Below are 19,530 nucleotides of genomic sequence, written 5' to 3' on the forward strand. Positions count from 1 at the left end.
GCTTGTGTCTCTGATTGAGACACTGTTATGTCTTAAGCTGGGGCATTGAGGCACATTGCTTTGAGACACATGGCATTGACACATCAGTGCCATGATGCTTGTTGTGTTAAAATGTATTCGAGTTATTTTTTCTTCTTTTTCTCCAGCTCACCCTTGGGTATTTTAAAATCGGGGACCCGGGCTCCGGAATTCTTCAGCAAGCGATAAGTCTCATCATGACCGTAGCTGGCAGCGATGTAAATGGGAGACAGGCGTCGATTGGACACGGCATTGATATCGGCGCCTTTGTCAATCAGGGCTTTAGTTACCCGAATGTGGCCATTTCTGGCGGCCAGCATCAGCGCGGTCCAGCCTTGATTGTTTCTCATGTTTGGGTTGGCGCCTTTATCAATGAGTTCCAGTACCAACTCGGGTTTGTTGATTTCTGCGGCGTGCATAAGTGCGGTAAATCCATCGGTATTGCGTTCGTTTAGAGAGGCGCCTTGTTGAATAAGGAAATTGGCCACTTTATCCTGCTTGCCACGTACAGCTGCGATTAAGGCCGTGTCGCCAAATTGGCTGCGGCCGTCTATACGGGCTTTGCCCTTGAGTAAAGTTTTCACCATGGGTAGGTTGCCTCGTTCTGCAGCAATGACCAATGCAATATTGCCGCGCTCATTGGGCACTTGCGGATCGACACCACCTTTGAGTAGAGCCGTTACGACCTTTTCCAAGCTATATATGGTTGCGTAAATCAAGGCGGTATTCCCGTGATTATTTTTTGCCAAACCGATGGTACCGGTGGCTGTATTGAGTAATAAAGAATTTATGGCCTTGAGGTTGGCTTTTTCCACGGCAAGGAGCAAAGGGGTTAAACCGGTTTTGTCGGCAATAGCGGCTGAGGCATTGTGTTCCAGCAGGATTCTAATGGTGGCCGGCTTGTCGTTAAATGCGGCGTGATGTAGAGCCGTTCGCCCCAGAGCATCCTGATGATTGATATTGGCTTTGGCTTTTAGGAGTTCCTTCACAATGCCCTGGTGGTCAGCGGCAGCCGCAATAAGCAAAGGCGTGCGCTCTAAAGCATCCGTGTTTTCTAAATCCGCGTCTTCTTCGATCAGGACGCGCGTGGCATCCGCATTGTTGCGCATGGCCGCATAGGCCAATGCGGAATAGCCGGCTTTATCTTTCATGTCGCTTAAGGCTTCACGTTTTATCAAGGTTCGTACGGTGTCTGCACGGTTGAAATAGGCGGCTTCCATTAGTGCGGTACGAGCGCTTTTATCTGCAGCATTAACGCCGGCTCCCAATTTGAGTAGTTCCAAAGCGGTGTTGCTATGACCTTCAGCAGCGGCCCATCGTAGTAAGTCGTTTATGTCCAGTGGGTCCTTGTCTTTGCTCTTTTTTTGTTTGCGAATATCGAAATTGAGATTGGCCATAGGATCGTTGGACATTTGTTCGAGTTTTTCTTTGGCCAGTTCCACTTTTTGCGATGCGGCCTTGCGGAACCATTGGTAGGCTTGTTCTTTGTCCTGTGGCGTGCCCCAACCCTTCAAGTGCATCATGCCCAAATTGTATTGGGCTTGAGGGTGACCTTTTTCTGCCGCCCGTTTGAACCACTGAAATGCCTTGTCAATGTCCTTTTTAGCGCCGGTCCCAAGGCGGTGCATGACTCCCAGGCGATATTGCGAGTTGGTATGGCCTTTTTTGGCCAGCTCATTCCACAGTTTGATGGCGGTGTCATAATCCCGTAATTTAGCCGATTCCATTGCTTTAATGTAATTTGGGTGTTCTTGCGCCGCATGAACCGGCTCCAGACTGAGTAGGGCGGCCATTAGCAATACGGCCGGTCTCATTGCGGTAAGGATCAAGGATAAGATTGGGGTGGCATTCGGTCTGATCATAACTATTCTCTACATTAAATACACGAGGCCGTCAGGTGATTTTATATCAAAAAGCTGTAAGATGTATTGAATTCTCAAGACTAAATGGTGAAAATTCCTGCGCTATGCAGCTGGGATATTGGGTCCCTGCGAAATGGTGCAGAAAAAATAACCATACAATGTATACAAGATATAGTGGCGCAGGGAAAAAGGGAAAAGCATGAATCTTCATGAATATCAGGCAAAAAATCTATTTAAAGAATACGGAATTCGAGTCGCTGACAGTTGCGTCGTCGATACCCCGGAAGCCGCCGTAGCGGCCGCACAACAGTTGGGTGGATCATCTTGGATGGTGAAAGCCCAGGTTCACACCGGTGGACGTGGTAAAGCCGGTGGGGTAAAAAAAGTCTCCGGACAGGAACAATTGCTGGACACCGCACGCGCCATGTTGGGATCCACCCTGGCTACCCATCAAACGGCATCAGAAGGTTTGCCGGTGAACCAGGTTTTAATTGAAGCCCTGAGCGAATTTACACAGGAATTGTATTTGAGTGCCTTAGTGGATCGAGGTAACCAGCGGGTAGTGTTTATTGCGTCGGCATCCGGCGGAATGGATATTGAAGAAGTGGCGCGGGATCAGCCCGAGGCTATTTTTACCACTGTCATTAACCCCTGCACCGGGGTGATGCCCTATCAATGTCGTCAATTGGTGTTTGATATGGGTTTGTCCACCAAGTTGATTACGCCGCTATACCAGGTGATGAAAAGCCTGTATACCCTGTTTCTGGAAAAGGACCTTAGCCTGATTGAAATTAATCCCCTGGTTATTACCTCAGACGAGCAACTTTTGGCCTTGGATGCAAAGATCAATATAGACGACAACGCCTTGTTTCGGCAATCGGCTTTGAGTGCCCTGCGGGATTCATCACAGGAAGATGAGCGTGAGCATCATGCCCGTCAGTTTGATTTAAATTATGTCACCTTGGACGGGAACATTGGGTGCATGGTCAATGGGGCCGGATTGGCCATGGCGACGATGGATTTGATTAAACTCCATGGAGGTAATCCGGCGAATTTTCTCGATGTCGGAGGGGGTATCACGGTGGATCGGGTGGTAGAGGCCTTCAAACTGGTGATGTCCGATTCCAAAGTCAACGCTATATTGGTGAATATTTTCGGCGGCATCGTTCGTTGCGACCTTATTGCGGATGGCATTATACGGGCTATCGAGGAAGTGTCCTTGTCAGTTCCGGTTGTGGTGCGGTTGGAAGGTACCAATGTGGAGCAGGGTTTGAGTCTGTTAAAGGCCAGCGGTCTGCAAGTGGAAACGGCTGAGAATCTGACCGAAGCTGCCGTGAAAGTGGTAAAAGCAGCGAGGGGGGCTTAATGGCTATTTTAATCGATAAAAATACTCGGGTGATTTGTCAGGGGTTTACCGGCAAACAAGGCACGTTTCATTCTGAGCAGGCCATCGCTTACGGAACCCAAATGGTGGGTGGTGTTACGCCAGGCAAGGGTGGGCAAACCCACCTGAATTTACCCGTTTTCAATACTGTGAGAGAGGCAGTGGACCAGGCAGGTGCCAATGCCACCATGATTTTTGTACCTGCGGCTTATGCGGCTGACAGTATTCTGGAAGCCGCTGAAGCCGGAATCAAAGTGATTGTGTGTATTACCGAAGGTATCCCGGTTTTGGATATGGTGAAAGTCAAAGCCATATTAAAGGGCAGTGACGTACAATTGATCGGTCCTAATTGCCCGGGTGTAATTACACCGGGTGTCTGCAAAATTGGAATTATGCCCGGTTCCATTCATCAGCAGGGAAGTATCGGTATTGTGTCCCGTTCCGGTACACTGACGTATGAAGCGGTTTACCAGACTACACAAAACAGTCTTGGGCAGAGTACCTGTGTAGGTATCGGTGGAGATCCCATTCATGGGCTCAATTTTATCGACTGTCTGCAAATGTTTGAGCAGGACCGTCAAACCAAGGGAATTATTATGGTGGGTGAAATTGGCGGTACAGCGGAACAGGAAGCGGCGGAGTTTATTAAAAGTAATGTGCGCAAACCTGTGGTGGGGTACATCGCGGGAGTTACCGCACCGCCGGGCAAACGCATGGGGCATGCCGGTGCCATTATCAGCGGTGGATCCGGGACAGCGCATCAAAAATTTGCTGCATTGGAAGCAGCGGGGGTCAATATTGCCCGGTCACCAGCGGAGTTGGGGGTGAAAATGCTGGAATTTTTTTCCGGGTAGTTTACAAACCGGTAGTTCGATGTATTTGCTGCTAAATGCAGCGAACGAAACGGCTGGAGTAGGAAGTGAAACCACGATTAAAAATCATCATGGCACAATTAAATCTGTTTGTCGGTGATATCACCGGAAACACGAGCAAAATTATTGATGCCATTCACGACGCTAAATCCCAGTTTGGCGCCGACTTAGTCGTTTTTCCGGAGCTGACCATTACAGGGTATCCTCCGGAAGATTTATTGCATCGCCGGACGTTTGTGAAATTAGTGCAAAAATCCCTATACCGAATCTGTCAGGAAGTCAGCGGTATTGATGTTGTTCTGGGTTATCCGGAGCAGGGTGAGGACGGTTTGTATAACGTCGCTGCCTGGGTTCGCGATGGAGAAATTGTTGGGTCTTATCGCAAGCACTATTTGCCTAACTACAGTGTGTTTGATGAAAAACGTTACTTCTTGGCCGGGACCGATCCCTTAGTTGTGAACATTAAAGGTATTCCTGTCGGTGTCACTATTTGTGAGGATGTTTGGTTTCCAGAACCGACACAAAAAGCGGTTAGGCAGGGTGCAGAGTTGATCGTAAACCTTAACGCTTCTCCTTTCGATTTACACAAACTACACGAACGTAGCAGTACTTTAATGCAACGAGTGGAAGAAACCGGTAAACCCATAGTTTATGTGAATTTGGTGGGCGGTCAGGACGAATTGGTTTTTGACGGAGCTTCTTTTGTTATGGATGCTCATGGCCTGGTTTGTAATCGGGCGCCGGCTTTTGAAGAAGGTTTATATTCTGCAGAATTCGAGTTGGAGGCTGTACCGGTTCCGGTTACCGATCCCACCTATAAACCCTTGGGTGAAGTGGAGGCGGTTTATAAGGCCTTAGTGTTGGGTGTTAGGGACTATATCGAGAAAAATCGCTTTCCCGGTGTCATAATGGGCCTATCCGGTGGTATCGACTCCGCATTGACTTTAGCCATTGCGGTGGATGCTATTGGTGCTGATCGAGTGGAAGCCGTCATGATGCCGTCTCGCTATACCTCAAACCAGAGCAAGATTGACGCTCGCGAAGAAGCTCAGGCATTGGGAGTCGAGTTTCATGAGTTACCAATCGAAGACATGTTCAATGTAACCTTGCAAACACTGGCTGGTGAGTTGGCCGGAACCCAAGCCGACGTAACGGAGGAAAATATTCAAGCGCGCTGTCGTTGTATCTTGCTCATGGCAATATCCAATAAGAAAAATAAAATGGTGCTGACCACGGGCAATAAGAGTGAAATGGCCGTGGGTTATGCCACCTTGTATGGGGATATGGCCGGTGGTTTCAATGCGCTGAAAGATGTGCCAAAAACCTTAGTGTATAAACTGGCCGAGTATCGCAATGTGCTTGGTCGAGTCATCCCTCAGTCTGTGATTCACAAGGCCCCTTCTGCGGAGCTGGCACCGGATCAAAAGGATTCGGACAGTCTGCCCGATTATGGTGAATTAGACGGCATACTTGAACTGTATATTGAAAGGGATAAGTGTAGAGACGAAATCGTTGAGCTGGGTTACGCTGAAGCAACTGTGCAGCGTGTAATCGACATGGTGAACAGAAATGAATATAAAAGGCGGCAGGCGGCTCCTGGTGTTAGAATAACGCGCAAGGCTTTTGGCCGCGACAGGCGGTACCCTATTACGTCGGGGTATCGATAAGCTAATGTATGGTAAACGAGGTGAGAAAATGAAAAAAATCGAGGCAATCATTAAACCGTTCAAACTGGACGATGTGCGGGAAGGATTGTCCGAAATAGGCGTCACAGGAATGACGGCCATTGAGGTTAAAGGATTCGGACGGCAGAAAGGTCACACGGAGCTGTATCGTGGTGCAGAATACGTGGTCGATTTTTTACCGAAGGTAAAAATCGAAGTTGTTGTAGCGGATGATACCGTGGATCGTTGCATTGAAGTGATCACCGAGGCGGCGCGCACCGGAAAAATTGGTGACGGTAAGATTTTCGTAACCTCTGTGGAGCACGTGGTGCGTATTCGTACGGGTGAAAAAGACGCTGAGGCCTTATAGTCTTTAGATTCGGATTATGACGCTGCCGAGGATGGTTATCGGCAGCTTTTCCCGTCGCTCCGTTTAATTCACCTGGCTCGGCTCCGGGTAGTTCTTTTCCAAGACCCGTTTTGCATCCTGAGCCAATTCATGCATTTGTAGCTTGGTATAGGCAATATTAAGCAGCTTTAACGCTTTTTCCACGGCCGGGGTACGCGGATAGTGTTCCACAACATATTTGGCCCGGTTGATGACGGCCACGTAAGCTTCACGCTCCAGGTAATAATCTGCAACCTTTATTTCGTGCATGGCCAGCGTATTGCGTTGGAATTTCATGCGCTTAATCGCATCAGGAACGTATTTGCTGCTGGGAAAGTGTTTCACCAGTTTGGAGAAATAATTGAAAGACTCCTTAGCGGAGCTGGGATCGCGCATCGCAGGGTCCTGTGGCACCAGGCTGTCCAGGGGCGAATCTTTTTTATGAAAGCTGGCCAGTCCGCGTAGATAATACATGTAATCCACATTAGGATGGGTGGGGTGTAGTTTTATAAATCGATCAGCTGACGCGATTGCGGAATCGTATTCTTCATACTTGTAGTGCGCATACGCGGCTTCCATCTGAGCGTTTTCCGCCAAAGTTCCGAATGGAAATCTGGATTCAAGTGTTTCATAATATTCGATTGCCAATTGATAATCGCCGTCTTTGACTTCTTTTTGGGCGTGTTGATACAGTTGCTGGGCGCTCCACCCGGCGGTGGGATCGTCATTTTCCTCTGTGGTGCCGGCGCAGGCGCTGAGTACGAGTACAGTCACAGCGGTGAGCACAGATCGAAACAGGGGCTTATACTGGAGCTTGAGCCATGTAGGCAATGCGGGCTTGACGGTTTTTGTCACAGTGGAGTCCGGTAATAGTAAGGTCAGGAAAGTTGGCAAAATTTGCATAGTTTTAAATATCAACAAGTTACTGGTGTCGGGTCAATCGAAAAGCCTATTATAACTCACTGTGGTAGCGGACTCTATGGGGGCGCTTTGCCTCAATGTTCACTCATGCTGTCGGTAGCTTGCAGTTGGCTCCCACAGGCATCATTACCACAAGCCGCATTATTGCCATGACCGATTCCTATTTTAAAGTTCAAATTCCCAGTCAATGTTCCGGTGATCGTTTGGACATCGCATTAACGACTTTGTTTCCTGAGTTTTCCCGTTCACGTTTACAAAAATGGATCAAGCAGGGCTTGGTGCAGGTGGATCATGAGTATCGTAAACCCAAAGACACGGTACATGAAGGGGAATGGGTGGAGGTATGGGCCTCAGTTGAACAAAGCAATCAGTGGCAGGCACAAGCCATCGACTTGGAAGTGGTTTATGAGGATGAAGACATTATTGTCATCAACAAGCCGGCGGGCTTGGTTGTGCATCCGGGTGCCGGTAATCCCGATGGCACCTTAAGTAATGGACTGTTATATGCCTATCCTCAATTGACAAGTGTACCTAGAGCCGGTGTAATTCATCGCCTGGATAAGGATACTACCGGATTGCTGGTGGTGGCGCGTACCTTAGCTGCCCACAAAACCCTGGTGGAGCAATTGCAAGCGCGAGAGTTTGAACGTTGTTACCAGGCTTTATGTTGCGGTGTGTTGAACAGTGGGGGCACCGTGGACCAGCCCATACGGAGGCATCCGTTGCATCGAACTCGAATGGCCGTGGTGTCGGGAGGCAAGGAAGCCGTGACCCACTATCGTGTTGGCGAACGGTTTCGCTTCCACACTTTGCTCAATGTACGTTTGGAAACCGGACGTACCCATCAGATTCGGGTGCACATGGCCTTCATTCACCATCCTCTGGTGGGTGATCCGACATATGGCGGGCGATTAAAGTTGAGTTCAAATTGCTCGGAACGATTTACCACCGAGTTGCGTAGTTTTAAGCGTCAGGCTTTACATGCGCAAAAATTGGGTTTGCAGCACCCGCGTAGCGGAGAAGTGTTGCAATGGGAGGCCCCTCTGCCGGAGGATATGATGAGCTTAATTGCTGCGGCCAGGGAAGATGCTGAGGCTGGGTGTTGATTCAGAATGTCGAAGCACGCAAATAATGTGATGCAGGGCCAATGGACGAACACAACAATTCGTGACAATAATGAACGACGACAATAAATTTATCATGCCGCAATGGGGTGTGCCGAGTTGGGTTAGGGCAGCGGTGACCACTCGCCTGGGAGGCGTTAGCAGCCAACCGTATGACAGTTTTAACCTGGGTGACCACGTGGGGGATGATCCCGGCACCGTAGCCTTAAACCGTCAACGTCTGCTGGACGAAATGCAGCTACCGTCTGTACCGGTTTGGTTGCAGCAGGTTCATGGTATCCGGGTGGTTGATGCCGCCGGGGTGAGTAAAGCGGATGCGGTACAAGCGGATGCGGCCTTCACCCGAACTCCCGGAGTGGTATGTGCGGTCATGACGGCCGACTGTTTACCTGTTCTATTCTCTGATCGTGAGGGTACCGTGGTGGCGGCTGCCCATGCCGGTTGGCGGGGCTTGGCGCAAGGGGTGTTAGAAGCAACGGTAGCAGCCATGGGCGTAGTGGATATTAGCGAGCTATGTGTCTGGTTAGGCCCTGGTATCGGCGCCAAAGCCTTTGAAGTCGGTGAGGATGTACGCAACGCTTTTCTGGCTTACGACGAACAGTCTGTCTTGGCTTTTGCGGATGTGGGTAACAAAAAGTTTTTAGCAGATATGGATTTGCTGGCCAGGCAGCGACTGCAAAGCCTGGGGGTGACTCAGATTAGCGGTGGGGGATATTGCACCTATTCTGATGCACAGCGGTTTTACTCCTATCGCCGGGATAAGATTACCGGGCGCATGGCTTCATTAATTTGGCTGGACGCCTCGTCGGCGTAACCGTTTGGAATCATTCATGGATATAATTTTTTGGATCGTACTGTTTAGCCTTATTGGTGGTGTGCTCAGCGTACTATTGGCTGCTTCTTTTTTGTTTCTGCCGGAGACCGTTCGCAATCGTCTTGTGCCGCACCTGATCAGTTTTGCTATTGGTTCGTTGTTGGGAGCTGCATTTTTGGGTTTGCTGCCGCATGCCTTTGAGGAATTAAAGCACGGCGATTATCACAATATTTTCTTGGCTGTGTTATTGGGCTTGCTGGGTTTTTTCGTGTTGGAAAAGTTGGTGTTGTGGCGTCATTGTCATACGGATCATTGCGAAGCTCACGGGGCTCATGAGGCGCACGGGTCTCATAATCAAAATTCTACCGCAGGAATTCTGGTACTCATTGGAGATGCTGTACACAATTTTGTAGACGGGGTTTTAATTTGCGCTGCATTTCTAGCCGATTTTGATTTGGGTGTGGTTACCGCCATCGCCATTGCGGCGCATGAAATTCCCCAGGAGGTAGGGGATTTCGTGGTGCTATTGCACAGCGGTTTTAGTCGTAAGAAAGCCTTGGTTTACAATATGCTCGCCAGTTTGGCAACAGTGGCCGGGGCTTTGTTGGCATATTTCGGTTTACAACAGATGCAGGCCCTGTTGCCGTGGGTGTTGGCAGTGGCAGCTTCCAGTTTTATTTATGTGGCCGTGGCGGATTTGATTCCCGGTTTGCACAAGCGAGCCCAAATCAATCATACCGCTCAGCAGTTATTTCTCATTGCTGCCGGCGTGCTGACGATATATTTTACCCATTCTTCCATGCACTGAACCGGGGAGTCATATCGGAGGGGCTATGCAACAAAAGGTACAACAATGGTACATGCTCAGTGTCTTGGGCAAGGATCAAGCGGGGATTGTATCTCGGGTATCCACCGAGCTTTTCAATGCGGGTTGTCATTTAGGCGAGGCTTCCATGAATCGCCTGGGGGGTAATTTCACCATCATGATGATGGTGCGGGCGGATAATCCGGAAGATTTAATACAACGGCTGAATCCTATAACCCTGGATATGGATTTGCGTTTACATATCGACCCCATTGCTGCCAGTTTGCATGATCATCGCCAGGCGAATGTGCGCATCAGCGTGTATGGGGCCGATCGAGCCGGTATTGTGTCGCACGTGACTTCAGTGCTTGCCCGGGCCGGTCTGGATATTTTGGATTTGCAATCCGATGTGGCCGGCAGTGAGGACAAACCCGTTTACGTGATGAATATCGAAGGTTATGCGGCACAAGGTGTAGAGGCGCTGCAACAAGCGCTGGCTCAGATATCCTCTGACGTACAGGTAAATTTGCAGCCCATAGATACTTTGTTTGCTTAATTCGGTAGGGCGAGTAAATGGCTTTTGATATTCTCACCGTGCCTGACGAACGTTTAAAACAACCGAGCGGGTCGGTACAGGAATTTAATGCAGAACTTCGGCAATTTGTTCAGGCATTGGAGCAAACCATGCGTAATGGCCCTGGCGGTGTGGGCATCGCCGCGTCTCAGGTCGGTCGGTTTCAGCGCATTGCCATCGTGGATGTATCGTCCAAACCCAAAATCAAACACAATGGCTGTATGGTATTGATTAATCCCCAAATCACGCATTGGGAGGGTATGGCTAAAGGCCGGGAAGGCTGTATGTCAGTGCCAGATTTTACCGGTGATGTGATTCGAGCTGAATGTATTTCCATAGAAGCTTATGATGTTAATGGTATGTTGCAGCAATACCATTGTGAAGGCTACGAAGCTCGTGCTGTGCAACACGAAGTGGACCACATGGACGGGATATTGTTTTTAGATCGCCTGGTAAGTCGTCGTACCGATTTGTTTCCACGCAAAGTCTACAAGAAATAAATTCTTTGAAATGACTTACACTCCGGCCTGAGGGGTAACGCTACTATTTAAGCGCAGCCCTGGGAATCAAAGGACGCACATAAGGCCACACCGTATCCAGCATCAGGCTCTGTGCATTTTCTTTAGGGTGTATCCCGTCTTTTTGCATATACTTTGGATTGTTAGCAAATCCTTTCATTAGGAAGGGGACCAGGGTTAATTGGTATTTTTCGGCGAGATTTTTATACGTTTGTTGGAACTGTTGCGTGTAGAATTTGCCATAGTTTGGAGGGAGCTGCATGCCTATGAGAACAATTTTGGTTTTTCTCGGTAGGATGATTTTTATGATGCGCTCCAAATTGTCTTCCATCAGCGATAAAGGTAAACCTCGCAAGCCGTCATTGCCGCCCAACTCCAGGATGACAATGTCCGGATTGTGCTTACTTAATAAAGATCCAATTCGTGCCAAACCGCCTTCGGTGGTTTCTCCGCCGATGCTGGCGTTGATGATTTTTGCGCGAAAATAACGGGTGGAAAGACGTTTTTGCAATAGGTTTACCCAACCGGCTTGCGGCTCCATGCCATGGGCGGCGCTGAGGCTGTCACCCAATACCAATATTTTGGGTACATTGGGGCCGTCAAGCAATGGATTGCTGGAGGCCGGGGTTGGGGTGTCACCTAATGCCAGGTGCTTGGATGCATTGGGTCCGTCCGGAGCCTTTGCATTGACCGGTGTATTGGCGTTGAGAAACAAAACACAAACGGTATAAAACAAGATTGTCTTTAAGGATATTGCACTCATGGTTCAAATCTTACCCATAATACAAGTTCAAAATCTATACAAAGCGGTGGCGGGTCCGCAGTCACAACAAAATTTGACCATTCTAAACCAAATTAATTTCACTATTAACAATGGCGAAACTGTGGCCATTGTTGGGCCATCCGGGTCTGGAAAATCCACTTTGTTGGGATTGTTGGCCGGTTTGGACCAACCCAGCGGTGGCAGTGTTGTATTGGACGGAGCCTCATTGTACGACAAGGATGAAGACAGTCGAGCCGTGTTGCGGGCACAAAAGCTGGGTTTTGTATTTCAGGCATTTCAATTATTACCGACGTTAACTGCATTGGAAAATGTTATGTTGCCACTGGAAATTCTAGACCAAAAGAATGCCAGAAGCACAGCCCTGGAGGTTTTGGAACGGGTGGGGTTACAGGATCGAGTTTCCCACTACCCCAACCAGTTATCCGGCGGTGAGCAGCAAAGAGTCGCTATCGCCAGGGCTTTTGCCCCCAGGCCAAAAATTCTACTGGCCGATGAGCCAACCGGCAATCTGGATACTCACACGGGGCAGCGCGTCATCGATTTGCTGTTTGAGTTGAACGCAGAACAAGGGACCACTTTGGTGCTGGTAACCCACGATCATAATTTGGCGCAGCGTTGTCAGCGTGAACTGCGCCTGGAAGGTGGTAGTTTGTTGCAGGAGCGAACATGAGAGCCGGGTTACTATTGGCCTTGCGCATGTTAAAGCGGGACTGGAGTGCCGGCGAGTTGCGGGTGCTGGGTGCATCCATTGTGGTGGCGGTGAGCTGTGTGACTGCGGTGGTGTTTTTCACCGATCGCATTTCCCAGGCTTTGACACATCAAGCCGGTGAGTTGATTGCCGCGGATCTGCGTTTGGTAGCGGATCATCCGGTGCCGGACCGGTATGAACAATTGATGCAAAGGCAATCGCTGCGAAGTGCTCGGACGATTAGTTTTCGCAGCATGGTGTTACATGGAACGAAAACGCAATTAGCGGAGCTTAAGGCCGTTTCCGGTACTTATCCTTTGCGAGGGCAGGTCCGTATCAGTCGCACCCTGTACGGTGCTGGAGAAGCGGCATCGGGAGTCCCTGCGGCGGGTAAAATATGGGTCGAGGCGGCCTTGCTGCGGCAATTGGGTATGGGCGTAGGCGATACTGTTCAGCTCGGTGCACATCCTTTTGTGGTCGATGCGGTTATCGTGTATGAGCCTGATCGCAGCGGCGATATGTTCAGCATTGCTCCTCGGGTGATGCTCAATGTCGTGGACTTGGGCAATACCGAACTGCTTCAGGAAGGCAGTCGAGCGCATTATTCCCTGCTGGTGGCAGGGGAGCCAAAGGCAATTGCTGCCTATCGAAACGCCATCGAACCTAAACTGGGGCGGGGAGAGCGTCTGGAAACGGTGCAAGATGCACGTCAGGAGGTACGTATCGCATTGCAGCGGGCGCAACAATTTCTGGGGCTGGCGGCCATCGTCAGTGTGATTCTGGCCTGTGTTGCGGTGGCGCTGTCTGCACGTCGCTTTGCCGAACGGCATCTAAACGCCTGTGCCATCCTGCGTTGTTTGGGGGCGCGTCAAGTACAGATTACTCAGATCTATTTTTTTCAACTATTGATATTGAGTCTGGTTGCCAGTGCGCTGGGCTGTGGTTTTGGTTACGCTGCCCAAAGCGTCTTGGCGGATTTGCTGGGGCAGCTGTTATTGGTGCGCCTACCCATGCCTTCGGCTTGGCCGGTGCTTACCGGATTTGTTATTGGCATGGTGGGTTTGTTGGGTTTTGCTTTACCCCCGGTGATGCGTTTGAAGCGGGTGTCTACCTTGCGGGTGTTTCGGCGCGAACTGGGTTCCATCCCGCCTTTGTCCCTGTCGTCCTATTTGCTGGGAATTATTGCTTTGCTGTTGTTAGTGCTGTGGCAGTCCGGCGATTTGAAGTTGGGCGGGATTGTTTTGGCCGGCTTGCTGGTGACCACCCTGGTGTTGATTGCGCTGGCGTATGTACTGGTTTTGGCATTAACCCGAGTGCCGTTAGGCGAGGGGGTGGCTTGGCGTTTTGGAATTAAAAACATCGTGCGCAAACCGGCCGCCAGCGTGGTGCAGGTGCTGGCTTTTGGGGTGGGTATCATGGTGATGTTGTTGTTGACGCTGGTGCGCGGAGATATTCTTCAGGCGTGGCAAAATAAGTTGCCACAAGATGCCGCCAACCGCTTTGTCATCAATATTCAAAAGCACCAAACCGAGGCGGTTTTGGAATTTTTCCAACAACAAGGTCTGAGTAAGGTGTCCTTGTTTCCCATGGTTCGCGGCCGGCTTCAAACCATTAATGGTATCCAAATAGATACAGGCAAGTATGAGGAACAACGAGCTAAGAACCTGTTGAATCGTGAATTTAATTTGTCCTGGGCCCGTAGGATGCAGGAAGACAACAAAATCGTCGCCGGCGCTTGGTGGCCGGACAACGGACAGTGGCGCAATGAAATCTCCTTGGAGCAAGGTATCGCCAAGACCCTGGGAATTGAACTGGGCGACGAGTTGAGTTTCATGATTTCAGGCTCCTTGTTTAAGGCTAAAGTGACCAGTATACGCACGGTACAATGGGATAGTTTTCGTCCTAATTTCTTTGTGATTTTACCGCCGGTGTTAGCTGAGTATCCGGTCAGCTATATCACCAGTTTTCACCTGACCCAAGATCGAACAGAAATTTTGGAGCAACTGGTCAAACGTTTTCCCAATTTAACCGTGGTGGATATTTCCGCCGTGATGGATCAAGTACGTAATATTATGGATAAGGTCAATTTGGCGGTAGAGTACGTTTTTATGTTCACACTGTTAGCAGGATTAATGGTTTTGTACGCAGCCATTCAAACGACTCAGGACCAAAGGGTACGGGAAAACGCGATTCTCCGCGCCTTGGGAGCAAAACGCCGGCGTTTATTGCAGGGCCTGGTAGCGGAGTTTGCGGTGGTGGGGGCTTTGGCGGGCATACTGGCTGCGGCTCTGGCACTGGTGTTGGCTTATGTAGTTTCGGTACAGGTGTTGGAGTTGGCTTATGCATTTAATCCGTGGATTCCGTTACTGGGCCTATTAGGCGGCGCCTTGGGAGTGGGAGTGGGGGGCACCTTGGGTGCGCGGAAAGTGCTGGCGAAACCACCACTGGTAGTGTTACGTGATGCGCTTTAATGTAAAGCTTCGTTAAGCGACTAAAAGGTTCCGCCATCCCAACCCCATAAGTTTCCAGGGGCATTACTGAATTCGATATAAACCCGGTTTTGATCAATTCCCAACTGGTCGGAAATCAAGGCGCACAGACTTTGCGACAATTGGGAAGTTTGGGCGTCAGGCAAACCGATACTTTTAAGTTCCAGATACGCTAAAGGCTCAGAGCTGCCGGCAAACATCATGGGGACGGGATCGGGCAATGCCACCATCACATAGCTCTCCGGTTTACCCAAAATTTCCGCCACCGTCAAAGAGGCTTTTCGCAGCAATTCATTGGTGTTGATTTGATCCGGGCCTTGATTGGTCTGGATGCTTAAGTAAGGCATGACAAACTCCTCCGCAAAATAGTAATGCGGAGGAGTTTACAAGGTTTTACACCTGAAAACAGATTTATACAGATCAGTTTTGTAAATTTTTACAGTGGTATCAAGAGTTAACCACTTTTTCGTCTTCCAGCTCAAACATGTTGAGATGGTTGTTGTCCACCCAGCTCATAATGTAAGTGTACATTTCCGGGTAGGTTTCCTTCAATAGGGGGTCAACGGAGACGCATTTTACACCGTTGATGGTCATAGGACGCAGCAATGGGGAATAGCGGATTCTTTGGTCCCGGCCGAATGTGGACAGGGCGCCGCTCATGCGTTCGGCCCAGTCGCTTGGCCGAAATTTGCGGCCATTTTGTGTAATACCTTCGATAACTATTTTTTTCACGGCTTCTGTACTAGATGTTGTTAACATGAAATTCGAATCTGTATTTCGGCTTCAATGGTCAAAACTTGAAAATTGTTTCGTGGAAAACCGATTTTCAGAAAAAATTGCGGTTTTCGGCGAACACGAGGACAGCAGTGGAAGAGACAACAGATGAATTAACAAAGTTCTGGGCCCCCGACCATAAAAAACAGTTCCATCCGGTACTAAGCATACATCATTAATTGATATAATATTTTATCATTTGCAAATAAGGTTTGTATACTGCTTTCTGGGGAACTGCGGTGGATATCCCGGAGGCATGCAGGGTTTTGTGCCTGAGCGTGAGCTGAGGGTGGCCATAGAGAGTGGTGCCGGGTGCTGTGGTGGAAAAAGTCTTGACGCAGACCGGGGTTGCACGTTACTTTTCCCTGTTTGGCTAGAGCGTGCTTCTTTGTACCGCAAAGTCGAAAAACCATGTCGCAGAGTGGATTTGGGTCAATCAAATAAGAGAGAGTTTGCTGTGGAATTAAGCGGTTCAGAAATTCTAATCCGGTTCCTCGAAGATGAGGGTGTGGAGTACCTGTTTGGGTATCCCGGCGGTGCCGTGCTGCACATTTATGATGAATTGTACAAGCGCGACAAAATTAAGCACATACTGGTTCGCCATGAACAGGGTGCTACTCACGCGGCCGATGGATATGCCCGCGCCACCGGAAAAACCGGCGTGGTTTTAGTCACTTCAGGTCCTGGGGCCACCAATGCAGTTACGGGTATCGCCACGGCCTACCTGGATTCCATTCCTATGGTGATCATCACCGGTCAGGTGGCTACCCAATTTATAGGCAGTGATGCCTTTCAGGAAGTAGACAGTGTGGGAATTACCCGTCCCTGCGTTAAGCATAATTTTTTGGTGAAAAACCTGGAAGATTTGGCGCTTACCCTGAAAAAAGCCTTCTACGTGGCCAGCACCGGCCGACCGGGTCCGGTGGTAGTGGATATTCCCAAAGATATTACCGCGCCTAATTTAAAAGTACCCTATGAATTTCCCAAATCTTTGGAAATGCGCTCTTATAATCCCGTATGCAAGGGACACCCGCGCCAAGAAAAGAAAGCGGTAGACCTGATTTTAGGCGCTAAAAAACCCATGATTTACAGTGGCGGCGGTGTTGTTTTGAGCAACGCCCATGAAGAATTAACTGCATTTGCCCGTTTATTGGGTTTCCCGATAACCAATACCCTGATGGGCCTGGGCGCTTATCCTGCCTCCGATGAACAATTTGTGGGTATGTTAGGTATGCACGGCACTTACGAAGCCAATATGGCCATGCATGATTGCGATGTGTTATTGGCAATTGGTGCTCGTTTCGATGACCGGGTAACGGGGGATACGGAGAAGTTCTGCCCGGATGCCAAAATAATCCATATCGACATTGATCCTTCATCCATATCCAAGAACATTCAAGTGGATGTGCCCATCGTGGGTGATGTGAAGGAAGTGCTACAGAATTTAATCGCCGAGATCAAATCTCGCAAAAACAAGCCCGATGCCACGGCTTTGAAGCAATGGTGGGGACAAATCAGAGAGTGGCAGAAAGAAAATTGTCTAAATTATGACCGTAACAGTGAATTGATCAAGCCTCAATATGTTTTGGAAAAACTCTATGAAGTAACGGGCGGCGATGCTTTCGTTACCTCCGATGTGGGGCAGCATCAAATGTTTACGGCGCAGTTCTACAAATTTAACAAACCTCGTCGCTGGATCAACTCAGGTGGTCTGGGAACCATGGGCTTTGGCCTACCCGCTGCCATGGGGGTGCAACTGGCCTTTCCTGACGATCCGGTGGTTTGTGTTACCGGTGAAGCCAGTATCCAAATGTGTATCCAGGAACTGTCTACCTGCAAGCAATACGATTTACCCGTCAAACTGGTGAATCTCAACAACCGCTACATGGGTATGGTGCGGCAATGGCAAGAGTTTATTTACGAAAGTCGTTACTCCCACTCCTATATGGAAGCTTTGCCTGACTTTGTTAAACTGGCGGAGAGCTATGGCCACGTGGGTATTCAGGTGACCAAACCGGCAGACGTGGAGCCGGCCCTGCGAGAGGCCTTCGGCAAGTACAAGAAACGACTGGTGTTTTTGGATTTTATTACGGACCAGTCAGAAAATGTGTATCCCATGATTATGACCGGCCAAGGTCATAATGAGATGTTTCTGTCTTCATCCCGGGAGTTGGCATAATGCGGCATATTATTTCTATATTATTGGAAAATGAAGCAGGTGCCTTGTCGCGTGTTGCCGGTTTATTTTCGGCCCGGGGGTACAATATAGAATCCCTGACGGTCGCGCCTACGGAAGATCAGACCTTATCCCGCATTACCCTGGTGACCAGCGGCTCGGATAATATTATCGAGCAAATAACCAAACAGCTTAACAAACTTGTGGATGTGGTTAAGTTGGTGGATTTAACCGAAGGTGATCACATTGAACGGGAAATGATGATGATTAAAGTATCCACCAATGGGGCGGATCGGGATGAAGTGAAGCGGTTGGTGGATATTTTTCGCGGCCGCATTATTGATGTCAGTGAATCCACTTATACCATCGAATTGACCGGTTCCGGGCCCAAGCTGGACGCTTTTATCCGTTCTCTGGGTTCCCCCATATTGGAAACCGTACGTTCGGGTGTGGCGGCCATTTCCAGAGGTTCAAAAGCCTTGCACATCTAATCGGACCCAACGGTAAAAAAAATTTTAAAGCTATTTAGTACAGGAGATATCTTAGAACAATGAATATTTATTACGATAAGGATTGTGACCTTTCCTTAATTCAGGGTAAAAAAGTTTCCATCATCGGTTATGGTTCCCAAGGACACGCCCACGCGAACAATTTGAAAGAATCCGGGGTAGACGTTACTGTAGGTTTGCGCGCCGGTTCCGCATCAGCGATCAAGGCAGAGCAAAGTGGTTTAAATGTACAGGATATTGACGCGGCGGTTAAAAATGCCGATGTGGTGATGATTCTGGCGCCGGATGAGCATCAGGCCAAATTGTATCGTGATAACGTGGCCCCTAACATCAAAGAAGGTGCGGCTCTGGCTTTTGCACACGGTTTTAATATTCACTTTGGGCAAATTGAGCCGCGAGCAGATCTGGATGTAATTATGATTGCTCCGAAAGGACCCGGTCATTTGGTTCGTTCAACCTATACCCAGGGTGGTGGTGTTCCCAGCTTGATTGCGGTATATCAAAATGCATCCGGCAAAGCCAAAGAGCTTGCCCTGTCCTATGCCTCAGCTAATGGTGGTGGTCGTGCCGGGATTATTGAAACCAACTTTCGTGAAGAAACCGAGACCGATTTGTTTGGTGAGCAGGCGGTATTGTGCGGCGGTGCCACGGCACTGGTACAAGCGGGTTTCGAAACGCTGGTGGAAGCCGGTTACGCTCCTGAAATGGCCTATTTCGAATGTCTGCACGAGCTCAAATTGATTGTGGATTTAATGTATGAAGGCGGTATTGCCAATATGCGTTATTCCATTTCCAATACTGCGGAATATGGTGATTTGACCCGTGGTCCGCGTGTGATCACCGGTGAGACTAAGGACGAAATGCGTCGCATTCTCACTGAAATACAAAACGGTGAGTTCGCGCGTGAATTTATTCTGGAGAACCAATCCGGCGCCGCGACCTTAAAAGCCAAACGCCGCATTGGTCGTGAACACCAAATCGAAGTGGTGGGCGAGAAGTTACGCAGCATGATGTCCTGGATCTCAAAAAACAAGATCGTGGATAAAACCAAGAACTAATCGTCGTTGTAAGGTAGAAACAGTTGTGTCGCAGTCCGTTTCAGTTGGATATCCAAGGGACGGACTGTGGCTGCGCGTGTATGCCATTTGGTGCGCATGAGTTGGGGT

Annotated in this window: 19 protein-coding genes; 14 read left to right on the plus strand and 5 right to left on the minus strand. The window is 49.3% G+C overall.

Annotated features, from left to right (window positions below):
- Positions 1-122 precede the first annotated feature (122 nt).
- Positions 123-1,880: an ankyrin repeat domain-containing protein gene (locus OEY58_19940; protein ID MDH5327733.1), complete on the minus strand. Its 1,758-nt coding sequence runs from the start codon at positions 1,878-1,880 to the stop codon at positions 123-125.
- A 199-nt stretch (positions 1,881-2,079) separates the two neighbouring features.
- On the opposite strand from OEY58_19940, the gene sucC reads away from it, so the two are divergent.
- From sucC to OEY58_19960, 4 genes are all read left to right on the plus strand, one after another.
- On the plus strand, positions 2,080-3,246 hold the full coding sequence (sucC, locus tag OEY58_19945) for an ADP-forming succinate--CoA ligase subunit beta (GenBank protein ID MDH5327734.1): 1,167 nt from the start codon (positions 2,080-2,082) through the stop codon (positions 3,244-3,246).
- Positions 3,246-4,118 (plus strand): succinate--CoA ligase subunit alpha, encoded by an 873-nt coding sequence (sucD, locus tag OEY58_19950; GenBank protein MDH5327735.1) that lies wholly within the window; start codon positions 3,246-3,248, stop codon positions 4,116-4,118. The genes sucC and sucD overlap by 1 nt, the downstream gene beginning before the upstream one ends.
- Positions 4,119-4,183: 65 nt before the next feature.
- Positions 4,184-5,803 carry an NAD+ synthase gene (locus OEY58_19955; GenBank protein ID MDH5327736.1) on the plus strand — a complete coding sequence of 540 codons (1,620 nt, stop codon included), beginning with the start codon at positions 4,184-4,186 and terminating at the stop codon, positions 5,801-5,803.
- Between the two features lie 28 nt (positions 5,804-5,831).
- Positions 5,832-6,170, plus strand: a complete 339-nt coding sequence (locus OEY58_19960) for a P-II family nitrogen regulator (protein MDH5327737.1) — start codon at positions 5,832-5,834, stop codon at positions 6,168-6,170.
- 63 nt (positions 6,171-6,233) lie between these two features.
- Here OEY58_19960 and OEY58_19965 read toward each other — a convergent pair whose 3' ends face one another.
- Positions 6,234-7,043, minus strand: a complete 810-nt coding sequence (locus OEY58_19965) for an outer membrane protein assembly factor BamD (GenBank protein MDH5327738.1) — start codon at positions 7,041-7,043, stop codon at positions 6,234-6,236.
- Between the two features lie 215 nt (positions 7,044-7,258).
- Between OEY58_19965 and rluD the strand changes: the two genes are divergently transcribed.
- The 5 genes from rluD (at position 7,259) to def (ending at position 10,926) form a co-directional block, all read left to right on the plus strand.
- Positions 7,259-8,215 carry a 23S rRNA pseudouridine(1911/1915/1917) synthase RluD gene (gene rluD / locus OEY58_19970; GenBank protein MDH5327739.1) on the plus strand — a complete coding sequence of 319 codons (957 nt, stop codon included), beginning with the start codon at positions 7,259-7,261 and terminating at the stop codon, positions 8,213-8,215.
- A gap of 70 nt (positions 8,216-8,285) precedes the next feature.
- Entirely contained in the window at positions 8,286-9,047 is a 762-nt protein-coding gene (gene pgeF, locus OEY58_19975) for a peptidoglycan editing factor PgeF (protein MDH5327740.1), read from the plus strand.
- Positions 9,048-9,063: 16 nt separating this feature from the next.
- Positions 9,064-9,855 (plus strand): ZIP family metal transporter, encoded by a 792-nt coding sequence (locus OEY58_19980; GenBank protein ID MDH5327741.1) that lies wholly within the window; start codon positions 9,064-9,066, stop codon positions 9,853-9,855.
- A gap of 25 nt (positions 9,856-9,880) precedes the next feature.
- Entirely contained in the window at positions 9,881-10,408 is a 528-nt protein-coding gene (locus tag OEY58_19985; GenBank protein MDH5327742.1) for an amino acid-binding protein, read from the plus strand.
- Between the two features lie 17 nt (positions 10,409-10,425).
- Positions 10,426-10,926: a peptide deformylase gene (def, locus tag OEY58_19990; GenBank protein MDH5327743.1), complete on the plus strand. Its 501-nt coding sequence runs from the start codon at positions 10,426-10,428 to the stop codon at positions 10,924-10,926.
- A gap of 43 nt (positions 10,927-10,969) precedes the next feature.
- On the opposite strand, the gene OEY58_19995 is transcribed toward def, so the two are convergent.
- Positions 10,970-11,707 carry an arylesterase gene (locus OEY58_19995; protein ID MDH5327744.1) on the minus strand — a complete coding sequence of 246 codons (738 nt, stop codon included), beginning with the start codon at positions 11,705-11,707 and terminating at the stop codon, positions 10,970-10,972.
- Between OEY58_19995 and OEY58_20000 the strand changes: the two genes are divergently transcribed.
- Together OEY58_20000 and OEY58_20005 are read left to right on the plus strand one after the other, a co-directional pair.
- A complete protein-coding gene (locus tag OEY58_20000) occupies positions 11,706-12,398 on the plus strand; it encodes an ABC transporter ATP-binding protein (protein MDH5327745.1) in 693 nt (230 codons plus the stop codon). The genes OEY58_19995 and OEY58_20000 overlap by 2 nt on opposite strands.
- Positions 12,395-14,887: an FtsX-like permease family protein gene (locus OEY58_20005; protein ID MDH5327746.1), complete on the plus strand. Its 2,493-nt coding sequence runs from the start codon at positions 12,395-12,397 to the stop codon at positions 14,885-14,887. The genes OEY58_20000 and OEY58_20005 overlap by 4 nt, the downstream gene beginning before the upstream one ends.
- A gap of 20 nt (positions 14,888-14,907) precedes the next feature.
- Here OEY58_20005 and OEY58_20010 read toward each other — a convergent pair whose 3' ends face one another.
- Positions 14,908-15,252 carry a phenylpyruvate tautomerase MIF-related protein gene (locus OEY58_20010; GenBank protein ID MDH5327747.1) on the minus strand — a complete coding sequence of 115 codons (345 nt, stop codon included), beginning with the start codon at positions 15,250-15,252 and terminating at the stop codon, positions 14,908-14,910.
- A gap of 100 nt (positions 15,253-15,352) precedes the next feature.
- Complete coding sequence (locus OEY58_20015; protein ID MDH5327748.1) at positions 15,353-15,664, minus strand: DUF3579 domain-containing protein; 312 nt, start codon at positions 15,662-15,664, stop codon at positions 15,353-15,355.
- A gap of 472 nt (positions 15,665-16,136) precedes the next feature.
- Between OEY58_20015 and OEY58_20020 the strand changes: the two genes are divergently transcribed.
- Genes OEY58_20020 through ilvC form a run of 3 tightly spaced genes read left to right on the plus strand, consistent with a single transcriptional unit; the run spans position 16,137 to position 19,422 of the window.
- The gene (locus OEY58_20020; GenBank protein MDH5327749.1) at positions 16,137-17,858 is read left to right on the plus strand and encodes an acetolactate synthase 3 large subunit; all 1,722 of its coding nucleotides are present in this window, start codon (positions 16,137-16,139) and stop codon (positions 17,856-17,858) included.
- Entirely contained in the window at positions 17,858-18,346 is a 489-nt protein-coding gene (gene ilvN / locus OEY58_20025; protein ID MDH5327750.1) for an acetolactate synthase small subunit, read from the plus strand. The genes OEY58_20020 and ilvN overlap by 1 nt, the downstream gene beginning before the upstream one ends.
- A gap of 59 nt (positions 18,347-18,405) precedes the next feature.
- The gene (gene ilvC / locus OEY58_20030; GenBank protein ID MDH5327751.1) at positions 18,406-19,422 is read left to right on the plus strand and encodes a ketol-acid reductoisomerase; all 1,017 of its coding nucleotides are present in this window, start codon (positions 18,406-18,408) and stop codon (positions 19,420-19,422) included.
- Positions 19,423-19,530 lie beyond the last annotated feature (108 nt).

It is taken from the genome of Gammaproteobacteria bacterium (genome assembly GCA_029882975.1).
In the GTDB taxonomy this organism is placed as follows: domain Bacteria; phylum Pseudomonadota; class Gammaproteobacteria; order SZUA-152; family SZUA-152; genus JAJDNG01.